The 17825-nt window shown below is 67.9% G+C and carries 7 protein-coding genes; 3 read left to right on the top strand and 4 right to left on the bottom strand.

Translation table 11 applies throughout. The features are described from left to right. Positions 1-141 precede the first annotated feature (141 nt). Positions 142-402: a 30S ribosomal protein S20 gene (rpsT, locus tag ACZY0B_RS03365; RefSeq protein ID WP_463762561.1), complete on the top strand. Its 261-nt coding sequence runs from the start codon at positions 142-144 to the stop codon at positions 400-402. Positions 403-414: 12 nt separating this feature from the next. Here the strand turns inward: rpsT and holA are convergent, their stop codons facing one another. From holA to ACZY0B_RS03350, 3 genes are read right to left on the bottom strand one after another with little or no spacing between them, the layout of a single operon-like run. Next, on the bottom strand, positions 415-1365 hold the full coding sequence (gene holA, locus ACZY0B_RS03360; protein WP_463762643.1) for a DNA polymerase III subunit delta: 951 nt from the start codon (positions 1363-1365) through the stop codon (positions 415-417). Between the two features lie 14 nt (positions 1366-1379). Continuing rightward, complete coding sequence (locus ACZY0B_RS03355) at positions 1380-2942, bottom strand: ComEC/Rec2 family competence protein (protein WP_463762642.1); 1563 nt, start codon at positions 2940-2942, stop codon at positions 1380-1382. Between the two features lie 46 nt (positions 2943-2988). Further along, positions 2989-3861, bottom strand: a complete 873-nt coding sequence (locus ACZY0B_RS03350; RefSeq protein WP_463762560.1) for a ComEA family DNA-binding protein — start codon at positions 3859-3861, stop codon at positions 2989-2991. Between the two features lie 196 nt (positions 3862-4057). On the opposite strand from ACZY0B_RS03350, the gene ACZY0B_RS03345 reads away from it, so the two are divergent. Both ACZY0B_RS03345 and ACZY0B_RS03340 read left to right on the top strand, forming a co-directional pair. Next, complete coding sequence (locus tag ACZY0B_RS03345) at positions 4058-5218, top strand: acyl-CoA dehydrogenase family protein (protein ID WP_463762559.1); 1161 nt, start codon at positions 4058-4060, stop codon at positions 5216-5218. 7 nt (positions 5219-5225) lie between these two features. Then, entirely contained in the window at positions 5226-6332 is a 1107-nt protein-coding gene (locus ACZY0B_RS03340; RefSeq protein WP_463762558.1) for an acyl-CoA dehydrogenase family protein, read from the top strand. A gap of 156 nt (positions 6333-6488) precedes the next feature. On the opposite strand, the gene ACZY0B_RS03335 is transcribed toward ACZY0B_RS03340, so the two are convergent. After that, positions 6489-17564: an SDR family NAD(P)-dependent oxidoreductase gene (locus ACZY0B_RS03335; protein ID WP_463762557.1), complete on the bottom strand. Its 11076-nt coding sequence runs from the start codon at positions 17562-17564 to the stop codon at positions 6489-6491. Between the last annotated feature and the right edge of the window lie 261 nt (positions 17565-17825).

The following is a 17825-nucleotide window of genomic DNA, read 5'->3' as shown; positions in this document are numbered from 1 at the left end:
CAAATCGACGTTATGGCTGGCCACGAGTTCCCGTTTTGGGAGAAAACGTAACGGACTGCTAACCTGAGCAGTCGCAATCGGGTGTGGGGCGCCCCCCGAAACGAAGACCGCAGATACCGAATCGACGAAGGAACATTTCGCGTGGCCAACATCAAGTCGCAGCAGAAGCGCATCAAGACGAACGAGCGCGCCCGACTGCGCAACAAGTCGGTGAAGTCCTCGCTGCGCACTGCCGTGCGCGCGTTCCGCGAGGCCGCTGAGGCCGGCGACAAGGAAAAGGCCGCGGAATTGCTGGTGTCGACCAACCGCAAGCTGGACAAGGCGGCCACCAAGGGCGTCATCCACAAGAACCAGGCCGCCAACAAGAAGTCGGCGCTGGCGCGGTCCCTCAACAAGATCTGAGCCCCGGCCAAGTCATCGGCCCCGGTCGGCGACGAGCTCGGCCACTTTTCTGACGGCGGATTCCAGTGCGTAGTCGGCGTCTGCGGCGGCTCCTTTCACATTGGCGTTGAGTTCCGCCACCACTTTCATCGCGGTTGCCACGCTGTCACGCGACCAGCGTCTGGCCTGCTTCTGAGCTTTCTGCACCCGCCACGGCGGCATCCCCAGCTGCCCGGCCAGGCGGTACGGGTCGCCGGAGAGCGGACCGACGCGGCCGATGGTGTGGATCGCTTCGGCCAGCGCGTCGGCCAGCACCACCAGCGGCTCGCCGCGCATCATCGCCCACCGCAGCGCCTCGGCCGCTCCCGCGACATCTCCGGCCACGGCCTTGTCCGCGATATCGAAGCCCTTCACCTCGGCTTTGCCGCTGTGATAGCGGCGCACCGCGGCCTCGTCGACCGCACCGCCGGTGTCGGCGACCAGTTGCGAACAGGCCGAGGCCAGCTCGCGCGCGTCGGAGCCGACGGCGTCCAGCAGGGCGGTCACCGTGTCCTCGTCGACCTTGACCCGCAGCGCGCGAAACTCCTTGCGGATGAAGTCGATGCGTTCGCTCAACTTGGTGATCCGGGCGCAGGGATGAACCTCGGCGCCCAGCGACTTCAACTGGTCGGCCAGCGCCTTGGCCCGTCCGCCGCCTGAATGCAGCACCACCAGCACCGTGGCCGGCGGCAGGTCGGCGGCGGCCGCAGCGATCATCGCGACGGCGTCCTTGCCCGCCTCGGCCGCGGCCTCCAGCACGACGATGCGTTCGTCGGCGAACAGCGACGGGCTCAGCAGTTCGGCCAGCTCGTAGGTGTCGACGTCGCCCGCCCGCATGCGATTCACCGGGACGTCGTCGGTGCCGGCCCGTTTGCGTGCCGCCCGGAGGACGTCCGCCACGGCCCGCTCGACCAACAGGTCCTCTTCTCCCAGGACCAGGTGCAACGGCGAAGCCTCACTCACCCCACGATGGTGTCACGAAGGGCCGACCAATCAGCTCTGGGATCCAGTAGCTCCGATGCCGACCAGGCCAGCACGCACACCACCGAGACCACCCCGGCCGCGCGGGTCGACGCGCGAAACCAGGACCGGCGCCACAGCAGCATGCCCAGCACCAGCAGCAGCGCCGTGGCGGAACCGACCAGCAGCACACCGGCCAGACCGTCGGGAACCGGCACGGTCGCCGCGGGCACACCGGCGGCGACGTGGGCCACCTTCGACACCCACCACAGTTCCGGGCCGGTGAAACGCATCAGCAGCTGCGCACCGGGCGGCCAGAGCACACACATCACGGCCGCTCCGCTGCCCAGCACGGTGATCGGTGCGATCACCGGCGCCGCGGCCAGATTGGCCGCCACGGACACCAGGCTGACCCGACCCGAGATGCCGGCAACCAGGGGCGCGGTCACCACCTGTGCGGCCAGCGCGACCGCGAGGCCGTCGGCCAGCAGCTTGGGGCAGCCCTTGGCGGCCAGGCGCCGCGACCAGACCGGCGCGATGACCACCAGCGCGCCCGTCGCCAGGACCGACAGCGCAAAGCCGGCGTCGACGGCCAGCTGGGGAGCGACGGCGAGCAATATCAGCAGCGCGGCCGACAGCGCCGGAATCGCTTGCCGTCGACGCGAAGTCAGCATGGCCGCCAGCGCGATGGCGCCCATCACGGCCGCCCGCAACACACTGGCCGTCGGCTGGACGACGATCACGAACGCCACCAGCGCCATGCCGGCGAGCAGCACGGCCGCCCGCGGGCCGATCAGCCGGGCGGAGAACAGCACCGCCGCGCACACGATCGTGACGTTGGCTCCCGATACGGCCATCAGGTGTGTCATTCCGGCCGAACGGAATTCGCGGCCGGTGTCGGCGGTGACCGCCGAGGTGTCGCCGAGAACCAGGGCCGGCAACATCGCGGCCGGGGCGGAGGGCAACACCTCGCGCGCGGTGGCGGCGAACCGGCCGCGCACCACGTGCGCGGCGCGCTGCAGCGCACCAGCCCGGCCCAGGACGGGCCGGCCCGCCGCGTTGAGCACCGCGACCGTCAGGTCGTGGCGAGTGGGAGGGTTGATCCGCGCCGAAAACCGCACCGGCTGGCCCACCATTACGTCGAAGTCCGATGCCCGCGCGAAAACGGTTACCCGGCCCGATATTTCGTCGTCACGCAGCCGCTGCAGGGTGGCGCGAAACATCAGCCGGCCGGAGCCCAGCGACAGCGCGCTCTCGCTGGGCGTCACGGTCACCGGGGCAACCGTCCCGAACGCCGCGGTGATCGGGTGGCGCACCACCGCGTCGGCGCGCAGGGCGATCGCGAAACCAAACCCCGCGCCCACCACACCGACCGCCACCAGGCCGGCGCCGACGGCCCGCAGCCGCGGGTTGCGGCCATCGCGGCGCGATGCGTAGCACGTCAGCACCCCGGCGACGGCGACCAGCGCGACGCAGCACGAGGCCAACATTCGTCCGACCGGCCAGATGATGCCGGAGGCGGTGACGATCCAACTGGTGAGCGCGGCGGGTAGCAGGCGCACGTCGATGTGGGCGAGCGCCGACAGGACGCGCGGTGGCGCGACGCTGTCAGACACGGACCAGGGCGCGCAGCTTGTCCAGCCGCGCCGGCCCGATGCCGTCGACATCGCCGAGCTGGTCGACGCTGGTGAACTTGCCGTTCGCCTGCCGCCACGCCACGATCGCGGCGGCAGTGACCGGCCCGACCCCGGGCAGGGCGTCCAGCTGCTCGGTGGTCGCGGTATTGAGGTCGACGGCATCGCCCGCCTTCGGCGGGATCGCTCCCTTGACCGATCCCGCCGGTGCCGGCGTCTTGGGGCCCGGAGTCGAGCCGGTGGTCACGGAGCTGCCCAGCGCGGTCGGCTGCCCCGACACGGGCGCCAGCCCGACCACGATCTGCTCGCCGTCACCGAGCGGGCGGGCCATGTTCAGTCCGGTGGTGTCGGCGCCGGCCATCGCACCCCCGGCGGCCTGCAGGGCGTCGGCGATCCGCGCGCCGGGCGTCAGCGTGACCAGGCCGGGCTTGGGCACCAGGCCCACCACGCTGACCACCACCGGCCGGTCCGGACCGGCCGGCTGATCGGCACCCGGGCTGGCCGAGGATCGGGGGCTCGCCGTGGACGCCATCGCGACCGGCGGCAGCTTGGCCGACATCACGGGTGCGGACCGGTCGCGCATCAGCGTGAAGATCGTGACCAGCACGGCCAGCGCGGCCACCACCGCTAAGCCGATCGCACCGGCGCGGCCCGGATCGGCACGCAGCCGGGCCGCCCAGCCCTCCCTACCGGCGGCGTCGGGAAGCCACCGCGGCAGCAGCGAATTCTGATCCTCATCCGGTGCGGGCTGGTCCGGCTCCGAGTCGGGCTCCGCGGCGTGCGAATCGATGTCCGGGTCGGCACCGAGCCGTCGATGCAGTCGCTCGGCCGGAAGTTCTGTTCTCATGGGCCGACGGTAGGTGCGCCGACCGCCACAGCGGCCCGACCAACGGCGTCGCAACCGTCTGCTGTGGATTAACCGGAGGCTGTGCACAAGCACAGCGCGGGATGGGTCAAGATGGAGCGTGGAGCACGCGACCTGACTCCGACGCCCATCGTCGTAAATGCGGTTGCCACGCTCAACCCCAGGCAAAGGAGTCTGCATGCAACTGGCGCTCACACCGGAGGAAGCCGCGTTCCGCGACGAACTCCGCACCATCTACACCACCAAGATTCCGCAGGAGATGCGCGACCGGGTGCGCCAGGGCTCGGCCGAAGCGAACCGCGATGACATCGTCACCAGTCACAAAATCCTGCACGAGCACGGTCTGGCGGTTCCGAACTGGCCGGTCGAGTGGGGCGGCAAGGACTGGACGCCCACCCAGCACCAGATCTGGGCCGACGAGATGCAACTGGCCTGCGTGCCGGAGCCGCTGAACTTCAACACCAAGATGGTCGGCCCGGTGATCGCCGAATTCGGTTCGGAGGAAATCAAACAACGCTTCCTGCCGCCGACGGCCAACCTCGACATCTGGTGGTGCCAGGGCTTCTCCGAGCCCGAGGCCGGTTCGGACCTGGCCTCGCTGCGCACCACCGCGGTCCGCGACGGCGACAGCTACGTCGTCAACGGCCAGAAGACCTGGACCACGCTGGGCCAGTACGCCGACTGGATCTTCTGCCTGGTGCGCACCGACCCGCAGGCGCCCAAGCGTCAGGCCGGCATCTCGTTCCTGCTGTTCGACATGAAGACGCCGGGCATCACGCTGCGGCCCATCAAGACGATCGACGGCGGCCACGAGGTCAACGAGTTGTTCTTCTCCGACGTTCGCGTACCCGCCGACCAGCTTGTCGGAGAAGAGAATCAGGGCTGGACCTACGCGAAGTTCCTACTGGGCAACGAACGCACCGGCATCGCCGGCGTGGGGCGGACCAAAGTGCGCCTCGCCGAGGTGAAGAAATTCGCGGCAGACGCCGGGGTGCTCGACGATCCCCTGTTCGCGGCCCGGCTGGCCGAGGCCGAAAATGAGCTGCTGGCACTGGAACTCACGCAGTCGCGGGTGGTCACCGATTCCGCGGACGGGCAGCCCAACCCGGCGTCGTCGGTGCTGAAGCTGCGTGGCAGTCAACTGCAGCAGATAGCCACCGAGCTACTCGTCGAGGTGGCCGGACCGGACGCGCTGCCCGCGGACGGCGAAGGCATTGCGTCTCCGGACTGGGCGCAACACAGTGCGCCGCACTACCTCAACTACCGCAAGACGTCGATCTACGGCGGCAGCAGCGAGGTGCAGCGCAACATCATCGCGTCCACCATTCTGGGATTGTGAGGCAGCCATGGACTTTCAGTTGACCGACGAGCAGGGCCTGCTGCGCGACACGACCCGCGACCTGTTGTCGCGCAGCTACGACCCGGAAAGCCGCATCAAGGTCATCGGCTCCGATCTCGGTTGGAGCCGCGAGGTCTGGAGTCAGCTCGCCGACACCGGGATTCTCGGCCTGGGCTTCGATCCGGACGAGGCGGGCCAGATCGAGATCATGGCCGTGCTGACCGAGGCCGGGCGCCGGTTGGCTCCCGAACCGATCCTGCACGCTGCGCTCGCTCCGGGTGCGCTGATCGCCGAGCTGGGCACCGACGCCCAGAAAGAACAGCTCGACGACGTCGCGGCCGGCCAACGGCTACTGGCGTTCGCCCACGTGGAACCGGGCCACCGCAAGCCGACCACGACGGTCACGACTCAGGCCGCACGGCAAGGTGATTCATGGACGCTGACGGGGCGCAAGAACCCGGTGCTCGCCGGTGACTGCGCCGACGCGTTGGTGGTCAGCGCCGCGTTGCCGGACGGTGGCACCGGCCTGTTCCTGGTCGACGCGAGCTCCGTCACTCGTCATCCCTACCGGACCTTCGACGGACAACGCGGCGCGCAGGTCGACTTGGACGGCGCACCCGCCGAACCCTTGGGCGAAGCGGTCGACGCGTCGCAGGCGATCAGCGGAGCCATCGTCCGCATCCAGTCGGCGTTGTGCGCCGAGGCAGTCGGGGCGATGGAGGAAGCGCTACGCCTGACCACCGACTACCTCAAGACCCGCAAGCAGTTCGGCGTCACGCTCAACACGTTCCAGGCGCTCACCCAACGAGCCGCCGACATGTACGTGTCGCTGGAACTGGCGCGCAGCATGAGTCTGTACGCCGCGATGTCGATCGCCGACGGCAACCTCGACCCGCTGATCGCGTCGCGCGCCAAGGTGCAGATCGGCCGATCGGGCCGGCACATCGCGCAGGAGTCGATCCAGATGCACGGCGGAATCGGTGTGACCGCGGAATATCCGGTCAGCCACTACGCGGCCCGGCTCACCGCGATCGAGCACACCCTGGGCACCTCGGGTGACCACCTGCACAACCTGATCGACCACCTCGGCGACTACGACTTGGCCCGGCTCTAGCCGATGGCACGTGATTCGCGCGTTGTGATCTCTAGGCCCGGTGTGCGCCTGGGGCGTTGACTGTGCGTCGAGGGCGGCGACACGCCGATCGATCCCACCCTCACCGCACACTCGATGCCCTCAGCACACGCTCGGCGTCGACGACCCCCACCCGCCCTACTCGTCCGTGGCAGGCTCCGGGGCCGCAACAGATTCCGAGCCCGACTCTGGCCCGGCAACCGGTTCCGGACTCGACTCCGGCGCCGCAATCGATTCGGCCTCCTGCGGCGGCGAATCCGACTCGGGCAGCTGACCCACGAGATACTCGGCGAGCCCCCCGATGGTCGGATAGTCGAATACGGCGGTCGCGTTGATGGTGAACGCGCCGCCGAACTGACTGTGCAGCCGGTTGCGGAGTTCAATCGCCATCAGTGAATCCGTGCCCAGGTCCAGGAACCGACTGGTTGCCGCGGGCGGCTGCGCAAGCCGCAGGAAGTTCTGCACCTCGCGCTGAAGGAATTCGGTCACGAAGCCCGCGCGCTGTGGCACCGGTATTTCCTGCAGCTGCTTGAGCAACTCACTGTCACCGGTCACCTCGCCGACGGCACTGGGCAACACGAGGTCGAGAATCGCGGGACGCGAACTGCCCAGCACCTTGGCGGCACGCTGCCAGTTGGCTTTGATGACGGTTGCCTGCCCGGTTCCATTGGCCACGACCTCGGCGAGAGCGCTCAGCGCCGCCGAGGGTTCCAGCGGAATCAGGCCCTGCGCACTGATATTGGCGGTCGCGGCGTCCGAAGAGGCCATGCCGCCTTGGGCCCAGGGACCGAAGTTGACACCGGTGGCGGGCAAGCCCTGCGCCCGCCGCTGCGCGACCAAGCCGTCCAGCAGCGCGTTGGCGGTCGCGTAGTTGGACTGACCGGGTGAACCGAACAAGCTGGACACCGAGGAGGACACGATGAAGAAGTCCAGATCGTCGCCCTTCGTCAACCTGTCCAAGTGGCAGGCGCCGAACGCCTTGGGCGCCAACGTTGTTCGGAACCGCTCCGGGGTCTGCTGCGATAGCAGCGCATCGTCGAGCACACCGGCCAAATGGGCCACGCCGGCGAGCGGCGGCAACTCCGCGCGGATCCGCTCCAACAGCTTGGCGACCTCGGCCTCGTCGCCGACATCGGCGCCGAAGACGTGGATGCGGCACTTGTGGCGCTCGGTGATCTCCTCGATCAGCCGATGCGCGTCCGCATCGGGCGCGCGCCGGCTGGTCAACACGATGTCACCGGCACCGAGTTGGGCCAGATACGACGCCGTGTGCAGACCGATCGCGCCGAGCCCGCCGGTGATCAGATAGCTTCGATCGGCCCGGGGTGTGAGCGGGTTCGGTATCTGCACCACGATCTTCCCGATGTGGCGCGCTTGCTGCATGCGCCGGAACGCGGCCCTGGCTTCGGTCAGCGGGTAGATCTCTGCGGGTAGTGGCGTCCACTCACCGTTGGCCAATCCCTGCGACACCTCGGTCAGCAAGCCCCGAATACGTTCGGGCTCTTGGAAGGTCACCGTGTCCAGCGCCACGATCTCGTAGGAGATGTCGGGACGGGCCTGCGCCATCTGCTCCGGCGTCCAGATGTCGCGCTTGGCGATCTCGGCGAAACGGCCATTGTGCGCGGTGGCCCGTACGGTCGCTTCGAGGAACCCCTCACTGGTCAGGCTGTTGAGCACGACGTCGACGCCGGCGCCATCGGTGTCGGCCAGGATCTGGTCGGCGAAATCCGTAGTGCGCGAGTCGTAGACGTATTTCACACCCAGCTTGCGCAGCGTCGCGCGCTTGTAGGTGCTGGCGGTCGCGAAGACGGTGGCGCCGCACTGCTGAGCCATCTGGATCGCGGCCAGTCCGACACCGCCACTGGCGGCGTGGATGAGCACCCGGTCACCGGGCCGCAGCTGCGCCCAGTCGAACGCGAGCCGGACCGTCAGCGCCGCGGCGGGGATTGTCGCTGCCTCGACCGCGCTCACCCGAGAAGGGATCGGCGCCAACAGCTGGGCCGGCACGTTGAACCGACTGGAGAACGCGCCCTGCATGAAGCCGTAGACGCGTTGGCCCACCTCGAGTCCGGTGACGCCGCAGCCCAGTTGGGTGACGACGCCGGCGAAGTCCCCGCCGATCGGTCCGGGGTCGCCCGGGTAGAGGCCGAGAACGTTGAGCACATCCCGGAAGTTGAGGCCGGCGGCTTCCACCCGGACCTGCACGTAACCCTCGTCCGGCGGCGGCACGTCCGCCTCGGTAAGCCGCAGGTTGTCGACCGCGCCGCGTTCGGTGGGCGCCAGGACGTAGTCGCCTCCGCGCGGCACCGTGAGGTGACCGCTGCGTGCCCAGGGCAACAACCGCGAAGCCAGCAGCTTCCCTTGGCGCAGCGCAAGTTCCGGTTCGTCCACCGGCGTGGCCAACAGGTCGGCCAGTGCCCGCACCGCCTCCGCCGATCCGTCGCAATCGACCAGTTTGGCGCGCAGCGCCGGTTCCTCGTTGATCGTGGTGCGCCCGAACCCCCACAACGCCGCCTGCACCGGGTCGACCGGCTCGCCGGATTCGCATGCCACGGCTCGCTCGGTGACGATCCACAGTCCGCCAGGCAGTTTCACCTCGCCCCGTTGCACGGCGTGCACGGCGCTGAGCAGGTTGGCGATCTCGGTCTCGACCCGCGCGGCGACATCGGCGCTCGACTCGTCCGCATTCGGCCCGGTGCCGCGCCAGACGACGCCGGCGAACGGCAGACCGCGCTCGTGAGCCTGAACCAGCAGCTGTCCCAACGGCTCCGGATCTCCTGCCCGGTCGAACGGGATGCAGCCCGGCATGGTGGCGGCCAGTTCGTCGAATCCGGCGATCAGCCAGGTGCCGTTCGCACCGGCGGCGCCGTCGCTCGGCACCGGTGGCGGCACCTCATGCCAGCCAAGGGTGTAGAGCAGCCGGGTGGCGTCGCCGCCGAGGCCGCGCAGCAACGCCTCGCGGGGTGCACGTTTGACCGTGAACTCGCGAATCCCCCCGAGCTTACGGCCATCCCGGTCGACGAAATCCAGGTCGAATACCTGGGTTTCGCTGTTGAGTTCGCTGCTGTGCCAACGCGCCCGGCAATAGAACCGCCGTGGCATCTTCTCCCGCAGCGTCACCTGCCCGTACCGCAACGGCAGGAACAGATCGTTGACGCCTTGTTCGGCTGCCAGAAGGGCCGGGAAGGCCGGGAAGGCGACTCCGGTGCACAGGTCCATCAGCACCGGGTGCATCGGCTCGCTTCCGAGCTGTTCGGCGAGCTCCTCGCCGACCAGGATGTCGCCGATCGCTTCACCCTCGCCGAGCCACAGCGACTTCAGGGAACCGGACCAGGCGGGCCCCCACGCCAGCTCCAAGTCGGCGAACGTCTCGAACAACTCCTGAGGACGCATGCGGCTCAATCGCTCGATCGCTTCGTCGACCGGATCATTGCCAGACACCGGCTCTTCATCAATTCCGGCGACGACCGTGCCCTCGGCGTTCAACGACCATTCGGCGCCGCGTTCACCGTACGGGCGGCTGTGCACCTGGAAACTCGACTCACCGTCGCCGTCCAGCGGGTGCAACGTCAGCTGCACCTCGCGGGAAGCCTTCTCGGGCAAGATGATCGGCTCGTAGAAGAACACGTCCTTCACCCGCGCCGGCGTACCGGCCGCGGCCAACGCCATCGCCGCGTACGTCGCCCCAGGGACGACGACCGTGCCGTAGATGACGTGGTCGCAAAGCCACGGCTGCGATTTGACGGACAATCGGCTGGTGTACACCGTGTCACCGGAGGCGAGGTCCTTTGCACTGCCCAGGATTCCGGATACCGCGGGCCCGTCGACGGTGATGCCGGACGTCTTGGGCCAGAAGCGGCGGCGCTGGAACGGGTAGGTGGGCAATTCGAGTCGACGACGGGGCTGAGGATGCAATGCAGCGAAATCGGGTCGGTGGCCACCGACGTAAGCCGCGGCCAGCGCGTCGGCGATCTGACGCCGGTCGCCGACACCCTTGCGCAGCGAGACGATCGCCCGCGGCGCGGCCAGGTGCTCCGGCCAGACCTGGACCGCGGCGCCGGTCAACACCGGCTGCGGACCGATCTCCATCACGACCGAGCATCCCAGCGCCGCTACGGTGCGCACACTCTCGGCGAACTGCACCGGCTGGCGGGAATGCCGCCGCCAATACCCCGCGTCGAGCGGTGTCTGGGCCGTGAGCACGGCGCCGGTGCGGTTGCAAACCAGCGGCAACGTCGGCGGAGCGAACTCCAACTGCGCTGCGTACGACTCGAATTCATCGAGCACCGGATCCAGCAGTTCCGAGTGGAAGGCGTGGCTGGTCTCCAGCCAGGTGCAGCGGATCCCCTCGTCGGTGCACCTGGTGACGATCTGTTCGAGATCCTCACCCGGACCCGAGAGCACGGTGTTGGGTCCGTTGTAGGCGCCGACGGACACCCGCGGGAATTCGCCGGCGATCTCCTCGACGTGCTTGGCGTCGTTGAACACCGCCACCATTCGCCCGCCTTCGGGCAGGCTGCCGAACATCCGGCCGCGCTCGGCCATCAGCCGTGCGCCGTCCTCCAGGCTGAAAACTCCGGCCACGCATGCCGCTGCATACTGGCCGACGCTGTGCCCCAGCACCACGTCCGGCTCGATGCCCCACGACTGCCACAAACGGGCCAGGCCCATCTCGATGGCGAATAGCGCCGGCTGGGCAAACGATGTGTGCCGCAATGCTTCTCCGGCCTGGCCACCGGTTTCGCGATCGGTGGCGAATAGCACCTCCAGCAACGGACGCGGCAGCATGTCATTGACCGCGTCCGCACATCGTGTCACGGTTTCGGCGAAAACCGGCTCGGTGTCGAACAACTCACGCGCCATCCCCGGATACTGGCTGCCCTGGCCGGTGAACAACCACGCAGTCGTCGGGTGGTTTCTGTGCTCGCCACGAACCACACCGGGTCGCAGGCGGTTCGCGGCCAGTTCGGCCAGGCCCTCGCGCGCGGCCTCAAGCGAATGCACGACCAGCGCGGCGCGGTGTTCGAAATGCGAGCGCCCGGTTCCGGCGGTGCGGCATACGTCGGCGAGGTCCACATCCGGGTGGGCGCCCAACCATGTCTCATACCGCTGCGCCAGCGCCACCAGCGCTTCCGGTGACCGCGCGGAAAGCGGTAGCACGCTTGTCTGTTCAGCCCGAGCTTCCGCCGCAGATTCCGATGCGACGTCGTCGGCGAGGTGCTCGTCGGCACGCGCCGATTCTGCTGGCGCCTCCTCGATCAGTACGTGCGCGTTAGTGCCGGTGAACCCGAAGGAACTCACGCCGGCGCGCCGTGGCCTGCCGTTGGCGTGCCACGGAATCGCCTTGTCCACGACCCGCACCGGCAGCGAGTCCCACGGGATGTGTGGCGACGGATTCTCGAAGTGCAGGCTGGCCGGCAGCACCTCGTTTTGTAGCGACAACACGATTTTGATCAAACCGGCGGCCCCAGAAGCGGATTCGAGGTGGCCGATGTTGGTCTTCACCGATCCCATCAGCAACGGTCGATCGGCGTCGCGCGAGGCGCCATAGGCGGCCGCGGCCGCCTGTACCTCGATCGGATCACCCAGCGGGGTGCCCGTTCCGTGCGCCTCGAGGTAGTCGACATCCCCGCCTGCCAAACCGGCGCGGGCCAGCACCGTCCCGATGAGGCGCTGCTGTGCACCACCATTGGGCACCGTAAGACCGCTCGAGGCGCCGTCCTGGTTCACCGCGCTGCTGGGAATGACGGCGCAGACCCGATCGCCATCGCGCATCGCGTCGCTCAGTCGCTTGAGCACGAGCATCCCGCAGCCTTCACTGCGCACATAGCCGTCAGCGGAAGCATCGAAGGTCTTGCACCGTCCGCCGGGGGAAAGCATCCTGGCGCGTGAAGCGGCGACCACTGTCACGGGAGAAAGCAAGACGTTCACACCGCCGGCCAACGCCAAATCGCAGTCACCGGACCGCAATGCCTGGCTCGCCTGGTGGACGGCCACCAACGACGAACTGCATGCCGTATCAACGGCCACTGCCGGTCCTTCGAGTCCCAGCGCGAAGGCGACCCGACCGGAAATGGCGTTGAGCGCATTGCCGGTGATGAAGTGAGGTTCGATTTTGTCGATCGACTCGGCGGACAGCAGGTGCGCATACTCGTTGGCGGCAACGCCCACGAAAATGCCGGTCCGGCTGCCGCGCAACGCCCCTGGTGAGTACCCGGCGCGTTCCAAACCCTCCCACGCCGTCTCGAGCGTCAGCCGCTGTTGCGGTTCGATCCAGACCGCCTCGCGCGGAGAGATGCCAAAAAATTCAGGGTCGAATTCGTCGATTCCCTCGAGGAATCCGCCAAAACGCGTGTAGGTCTTGCCCGGAGCATCGGGATCCGGGTCGTAGAACTCGTCGATGTCGAATCGGTCCTCGGGGACTTCCCGGATCGCATCGACACCGCCCGAGAGCACCTCCCAGAATGCTTCCGGGTCCGGCGCTCCGGGGAATCGGCACGACACCGCGACAATCGCGATCGGTTCGTCCGTGCGTGTCGTCACCGTTGACGCCAGCGCAGTCCGTGATCCGGCGGATGCCTGCTCACTGAGCTCGAGCACGTCGCCGAGCAGGTAGTCGGCCACGTCGGACAGTCGGGGATGATCCATCACCAGGGTGATGGGTATCTCCCTGCCCACCCCTTGCTCGATGCGGCGCCGCATCTCGACGGCCATCAGCGAATCCATGCCGAGGTCGAAGAACCCCGCATCCTCGCGGACTTCCGTGACATCGACCCGCGTCACGTCCGCTACCGCGTCGCGCAGATAATCGGTCAGCAGCTTCTTGCGCTGCTGCACCGGAGCGTTCGTGAGCCGCTCGACCAGCTGGGTCTTCCCCGACGGCGTCACGACCGGCACCGCATCGGGCACCTCGCGCTCCAACTCCGTCAGGAATGCTCGCCTGCCGGCCTGCTCATAGAGCGGCAGGAAGCGGGCCCAGTCGATCCGGGCGACGACACCCTGCACCGACGACGCGACAACGTCGGCCAGCCCCGCCAGCGCATCGGCAGGTGACAACGTCGCGATCCCGCGCTGATCCAGTCGCGCACGGGACTCCGCGTCGGCCATGCCCGCCGACCACGGACCGAAGTTGACGCTGGTCCCGCAGACGCCCCGCTCGCGCAGGCGCCAGGCCAGCCCGTCGAGGAATGCGTTGGCCGCACCGTAGGTGGTCTGACCGAATCCGCCCCAAACCGACGCGATCGAGGAGGTGCTGATGAAGAAGTCGAGCTTCAGATCGGCGGCGGCTTCGCTCAGATGCCAAGCACCCCAGACCTTCCCGGCGAAGACGCGATCGACTTCCGTGTCGTCCAGCTTGCTCAGCGGGGTGGTGCCGATCTCACCCGCGGCGTGGACGATGCCGGCTAACGGCGGCAGTTCGCTCCGCACGCCGGCCAACAGGCGGGCGACGTCGTGGGCGTCGGCGACGTCGGCAGTGACGACTCCGACCTCGCAGCCATGCAGTGCGGCCAGTGCGTCGATGCGCCGTTGCACGGCTTCGCCCGGCGCACGACGGCTGGTCAGGACCAGATTCCCGGCGCCGTGCGCGGCCAGGTATCCGGCAATCTCCAGTCCGATCGCACCCAGCCCACCGGTCACCAGATACGTTGCGTCAGTGCGCAGTTCCAGCGGCGCACCGGTCGGCTGGCCGACCCGCCGAACCAGCCGGGGCACGTAGATCGTTTGATCACGCAGCGCCACTTGGTCTTCGCGCGAGGCCGACTCGTGCGACGTCGTGACCCGACCGATGAACCGGTCCCACTCGTCGGCAGTGCCCTGGGCCAGATCCGCCAGTCCACCCCACACCTGCGGATGCTCCAGCGATGCGGCACGTCCGAAGCCCCACATGCAGCTCTGGTCCGGCGCCACGGAGTCCGCATCGGTGACTCGCTGTGCGCCACGGGTTACCAGCCAGATGGGGGTGCGCAGGTCGGCGGTGACGGCAGCGCGCCAGAGCCGCCGAGTTCCGCCCAGGATTCGGTGTTGCATCCGCAACAGCGACTGCATCGATGGCTGGGTTTCGGAGTCCACGGCCGCAACGTGCACGATACGCAGCGTCGAATCCTCTGCTGCCGCAGCGCGCAACGCATCTGTGAGCATTTCCTCATCGGCGTCGGACGTGGGCAAACCGATGAACCGAGGCTGCTGTCCACGTGCGGTGAGCGCGTCGACCAGCGGCTGAACCGCGGGCGAATCCTCACCGATGAGAAGCCAGGTAGATCCCTCGCCGGCTTCCACGCCGGAGAGCGGCGTGTGGGCTTTCTCCCAGCAGATCTCGTAGCGGTCGTCCGCTATCGCCTGGGTCGTCCGCTGCTGGTTGTGTTGCGCCGCAAGCTTGGTCAGCACACGCAGGGTTTGAAGATCGCCGCTCGCGCCGTCGAGCAGGGCCGCGAGTTCCTCGATCCGGCCGTCCTCGAGCAGACGGATGGCTTCGGTACGTGGGCCGCCAATGCGCTGCTGTTGGTTGGCGCGATCCTGATTGTCTCGAAACCAGTACTGGCGGCGCTCGAACGGATAGGTGGGCAGGTCGAGTTTGCGCGCGTGCGCGGGTCGCAGCGTGGCGAATTCGGGTAGGTGGCCCAACACATATGCGTCGGCTACGGCTTCGGTGATCTGTCGGTGGTCGGCGGTGTTTCGGCGTAGCGACGTGATCGCCCGCGGCGAGGTGGCCGGGTCAGGCCACGCGCTCAGGGCTGTGGCGGTGAGCACCGGCCGTGGGCCGATCTCGAGCAACATTTTGCAATTCAGATCGGCAAGGGTCCGCACGCTCTTGGCAAATTCCACCGGTTGACGCGCGTGACGGCGCCAATAGGCGCCATCGAGCTTCACGCTCCGGCCGAGCGCGGCGCCAGTGCGATTGTCAACCAGAATCCGTTGTGGCGCAGCGAAATTGAATCGCTGCGCATGCGACTCGAAGTCGTCCAGAATCGGGTCCAGCAGCGCCGAGTGGAACGCGTGGCTGGTGTCCAACCACTCACACCGGACACCGTCGGCCGCCAGTCCAGCTACCACCTTCTCCAGATCCCCTGCGGGCCCGGACAATACGGTGTTAGCACCGTTGTAGGCGGCGACCGACAGGTTCGGGAACTCGTCGGTCACGCGCTCGACGCGCTCGGCGGCGGTGAACACCGCGGCCATTCGGCCACCGGCAGGCAAATTGCCGAAGAGACGACCGCGTTCGGCCATCAGCAGCGCGCCGTCCTCGAGACCGAACACGCCCGCGACGCAGGCCGCCGAATACTGGCCGACGCTGTGGCCCAACACCACGTCGGGCTCGAAGCCCCACGACTGCCAGAGGCGGGCCAGGCCCATCTCCACCGCGAACAAGGCGGGCTGTGCGTAGGAGGTCTGTCGCAGCGCCGCTTCGCTGTCCGGGCTGTCGACATCAAAAATTTTTTCCAGCAAAGGCTTTTCGAGAACGTCGGCAACCGCGCCGGCGCAACGATTCAGCGTCTCGGCGAACACCGGCTCGGTGTCGAACAACTCGCGGGCCATGCCGGGGTACTGGCTGCCTTGACCGGTGAACAGCCACGCCGTTTTCGGTGTGTCATGGGATTCTCCGCGAAACAAGCCGGGCGCCGGGCGATCGTCCGCGAGTGCGCCAAGTAGCTCCAAGGCAGATTCTCTCGAATTGACCACCAACGCGGCGCGGTGCTCCAAGTGCGCGCGCCCCGACCCGGCGGTGAAGCACACGTCGGCCAGGGTGGCCTCCGGATGCGCGCTCAGCCAGTTGCGGTATTCGTCGGCGAGCCGCACCAACGCGGCGGGTGTTCGCGCCGAGAGCGGAAGAATGCTGAACCGTCGGTCACCGAGCTGCCCGACCGGAACCGGTGCAGCGGGGGGCGGGGCCGCTTGCTCGGGCGCTTCTTCGAGAATCACGTGAGCGTTGGTCCCGGCGAACCCAAATGAGCTGATTCCCGCAATGCGCGGGCGCCCGTTGCGTTCCCAGGCGGTGGCCTCCTTGACAACCTGCACCGCAAGCCGGTCCCACGGAATGTGGGGCGACGGGTTCTGAAAGTGAAGGTGCTGCGGCAGCAACTCGTTCTCGAGCGACAGTATGACTTTGATCACACCCGCGATACCCGCGGCAGCTTCCAGATGTCCGATGTTCGTTTTCACCGAGCCCATCAGCAGCGGCTCGCTGGGCTCGCGTCCGGCGCCGAGCACCGCACCCGCGGCCTGGGCCTCGATGGGGTCGCCCAGCGATGTCCCCGTGCCGTGCGCTTCCAGGTACCCGACGTCGCGTGGTTCGAGGTCGGCGCGCTTCAGCGCGTCGGCGATGACCCTTTGCTGGGCAACGCCGTTCGGCACCGTCAATCCACCCGATGCGCCGTCCTGATTGATCGCGCTGCTGCGGATCACGGCACGAATCCGGTCGCCGTCGCGAATCGCGTCCTCGAGGCGTTTGACCACGATGACGCCGCAGCCCTCGCCGCGCACATAGCCGTCCGCGGCGGCGTCGAATGTCTTGCACCGGCCGTCGGGCGCGAGCATGTGCGCACTCGAGAACGTGATCATGGTCGCCGGGGTGAGCAGGACGTTCGCGCCACCGGCCAGCGCGAGATCACATTCGCCCAAGCGCAGCGCTTGGCACGCCTGATGGATTGCCACCAGCGACGAACTGCACGCCGTGTCGACGGCCACCGACGGACCCTGCAGCCCCAACCGATAGCTGATCCGGCCCGCCGCCGCCGCATTCGACGTCCCGATGGCCATGTAGGCCTCGATCTCGGGGTACGTCAGCTCGTCGGATGCCATTCCCAGGTAGTCATGGGTGGCCAAACCGACGAAGACACCAGTGTTGGTGTTAGCCAGAGCCGTTGGCGCGGTGCCCGAATGCTCTACCGCGCGCCATGCCGTCTCCAGCAAGATCCGATGCTGTGGGTCCATCAATCTGACCTCGCGCGTCGACATACCGAAAAACGGCGCGTCGAACCCGGTCACGTCATCGACGAAACCCGCACGACGGGTCACGACCTTGCCGGGCGCACCGGGTTCCGGATCGTAGAATTCGTCGACATCCCACCGGTCCTGCGGCACCTCCGATATCGCATCCCGGCCTTGCGACAACACATCCCAGAACTCATCCGCATCCGCAGCACCCGGAAAACGCGCCGCATAGCCGATGATTGCAACACCCGATGCCGGCTCGCTCAGACTTTCGACAGATGCCATGCGCTTGTCCTCCCTTGGCCGGTCAAGATTCGATCCTCGCGGGAGACCGGTTGCGCTTCGGAATCAACTTCCGAAGGCGGGCACTGCAATTGCGACGCCCGCACCGCGCGACCACAGCCAGTGCGGCTGCCGCCCTGCGTCCCCCGCCCGGCCGTTTGATCGCCACAACCGCCCGCCGGATCCGTGAGTGAGTGTAGGCGTTGGCTCGCGCATGCCCGCGGAGGCGATCTCCGGGCGGGTTATCTTGGTGTCGCCACCAGT

It is taken from the genome of Mycobacterium sp. IDUB_19, assembly GCF_055419445.1.
The sequence above is the reverse complement of the archived record's forward strand: the minus strand, read 5'-3'. Positions and strand labels throughout refer to the sequence as shown.

Coding starts and splice junctions, on each gene's coding strand:
- ACZY0B_RS03350 (WP_463762560.1), bottom strand. CDS start 3,861: ATGAGAACAGAACTTCCGGCCGAGCGACTGCATCGACGGCTCGGTGCC.
- ACZY0B_RS03345 (WP_463762559.1), top strand. CDS start 4,058: ATGCAACTGGCGCTCACACCGGAGGAAGCCGCGTTCCGCGACGAACTC.
- ACZY0B_RS03335 (WP_463762557.1), bottom strand. CDS start 17,564: ATGGCATCTGTCGAAAGTCTGAGCGAGCCGGCATCGGGTGTTGCAATC.
- ACZY0B_RS03340 (WP_463762558.1), top strand. CDS start 5,226: ATGGACTTTCAGTTGACCGACGAGCAGGGCCTGCTGCGCGACACGACC.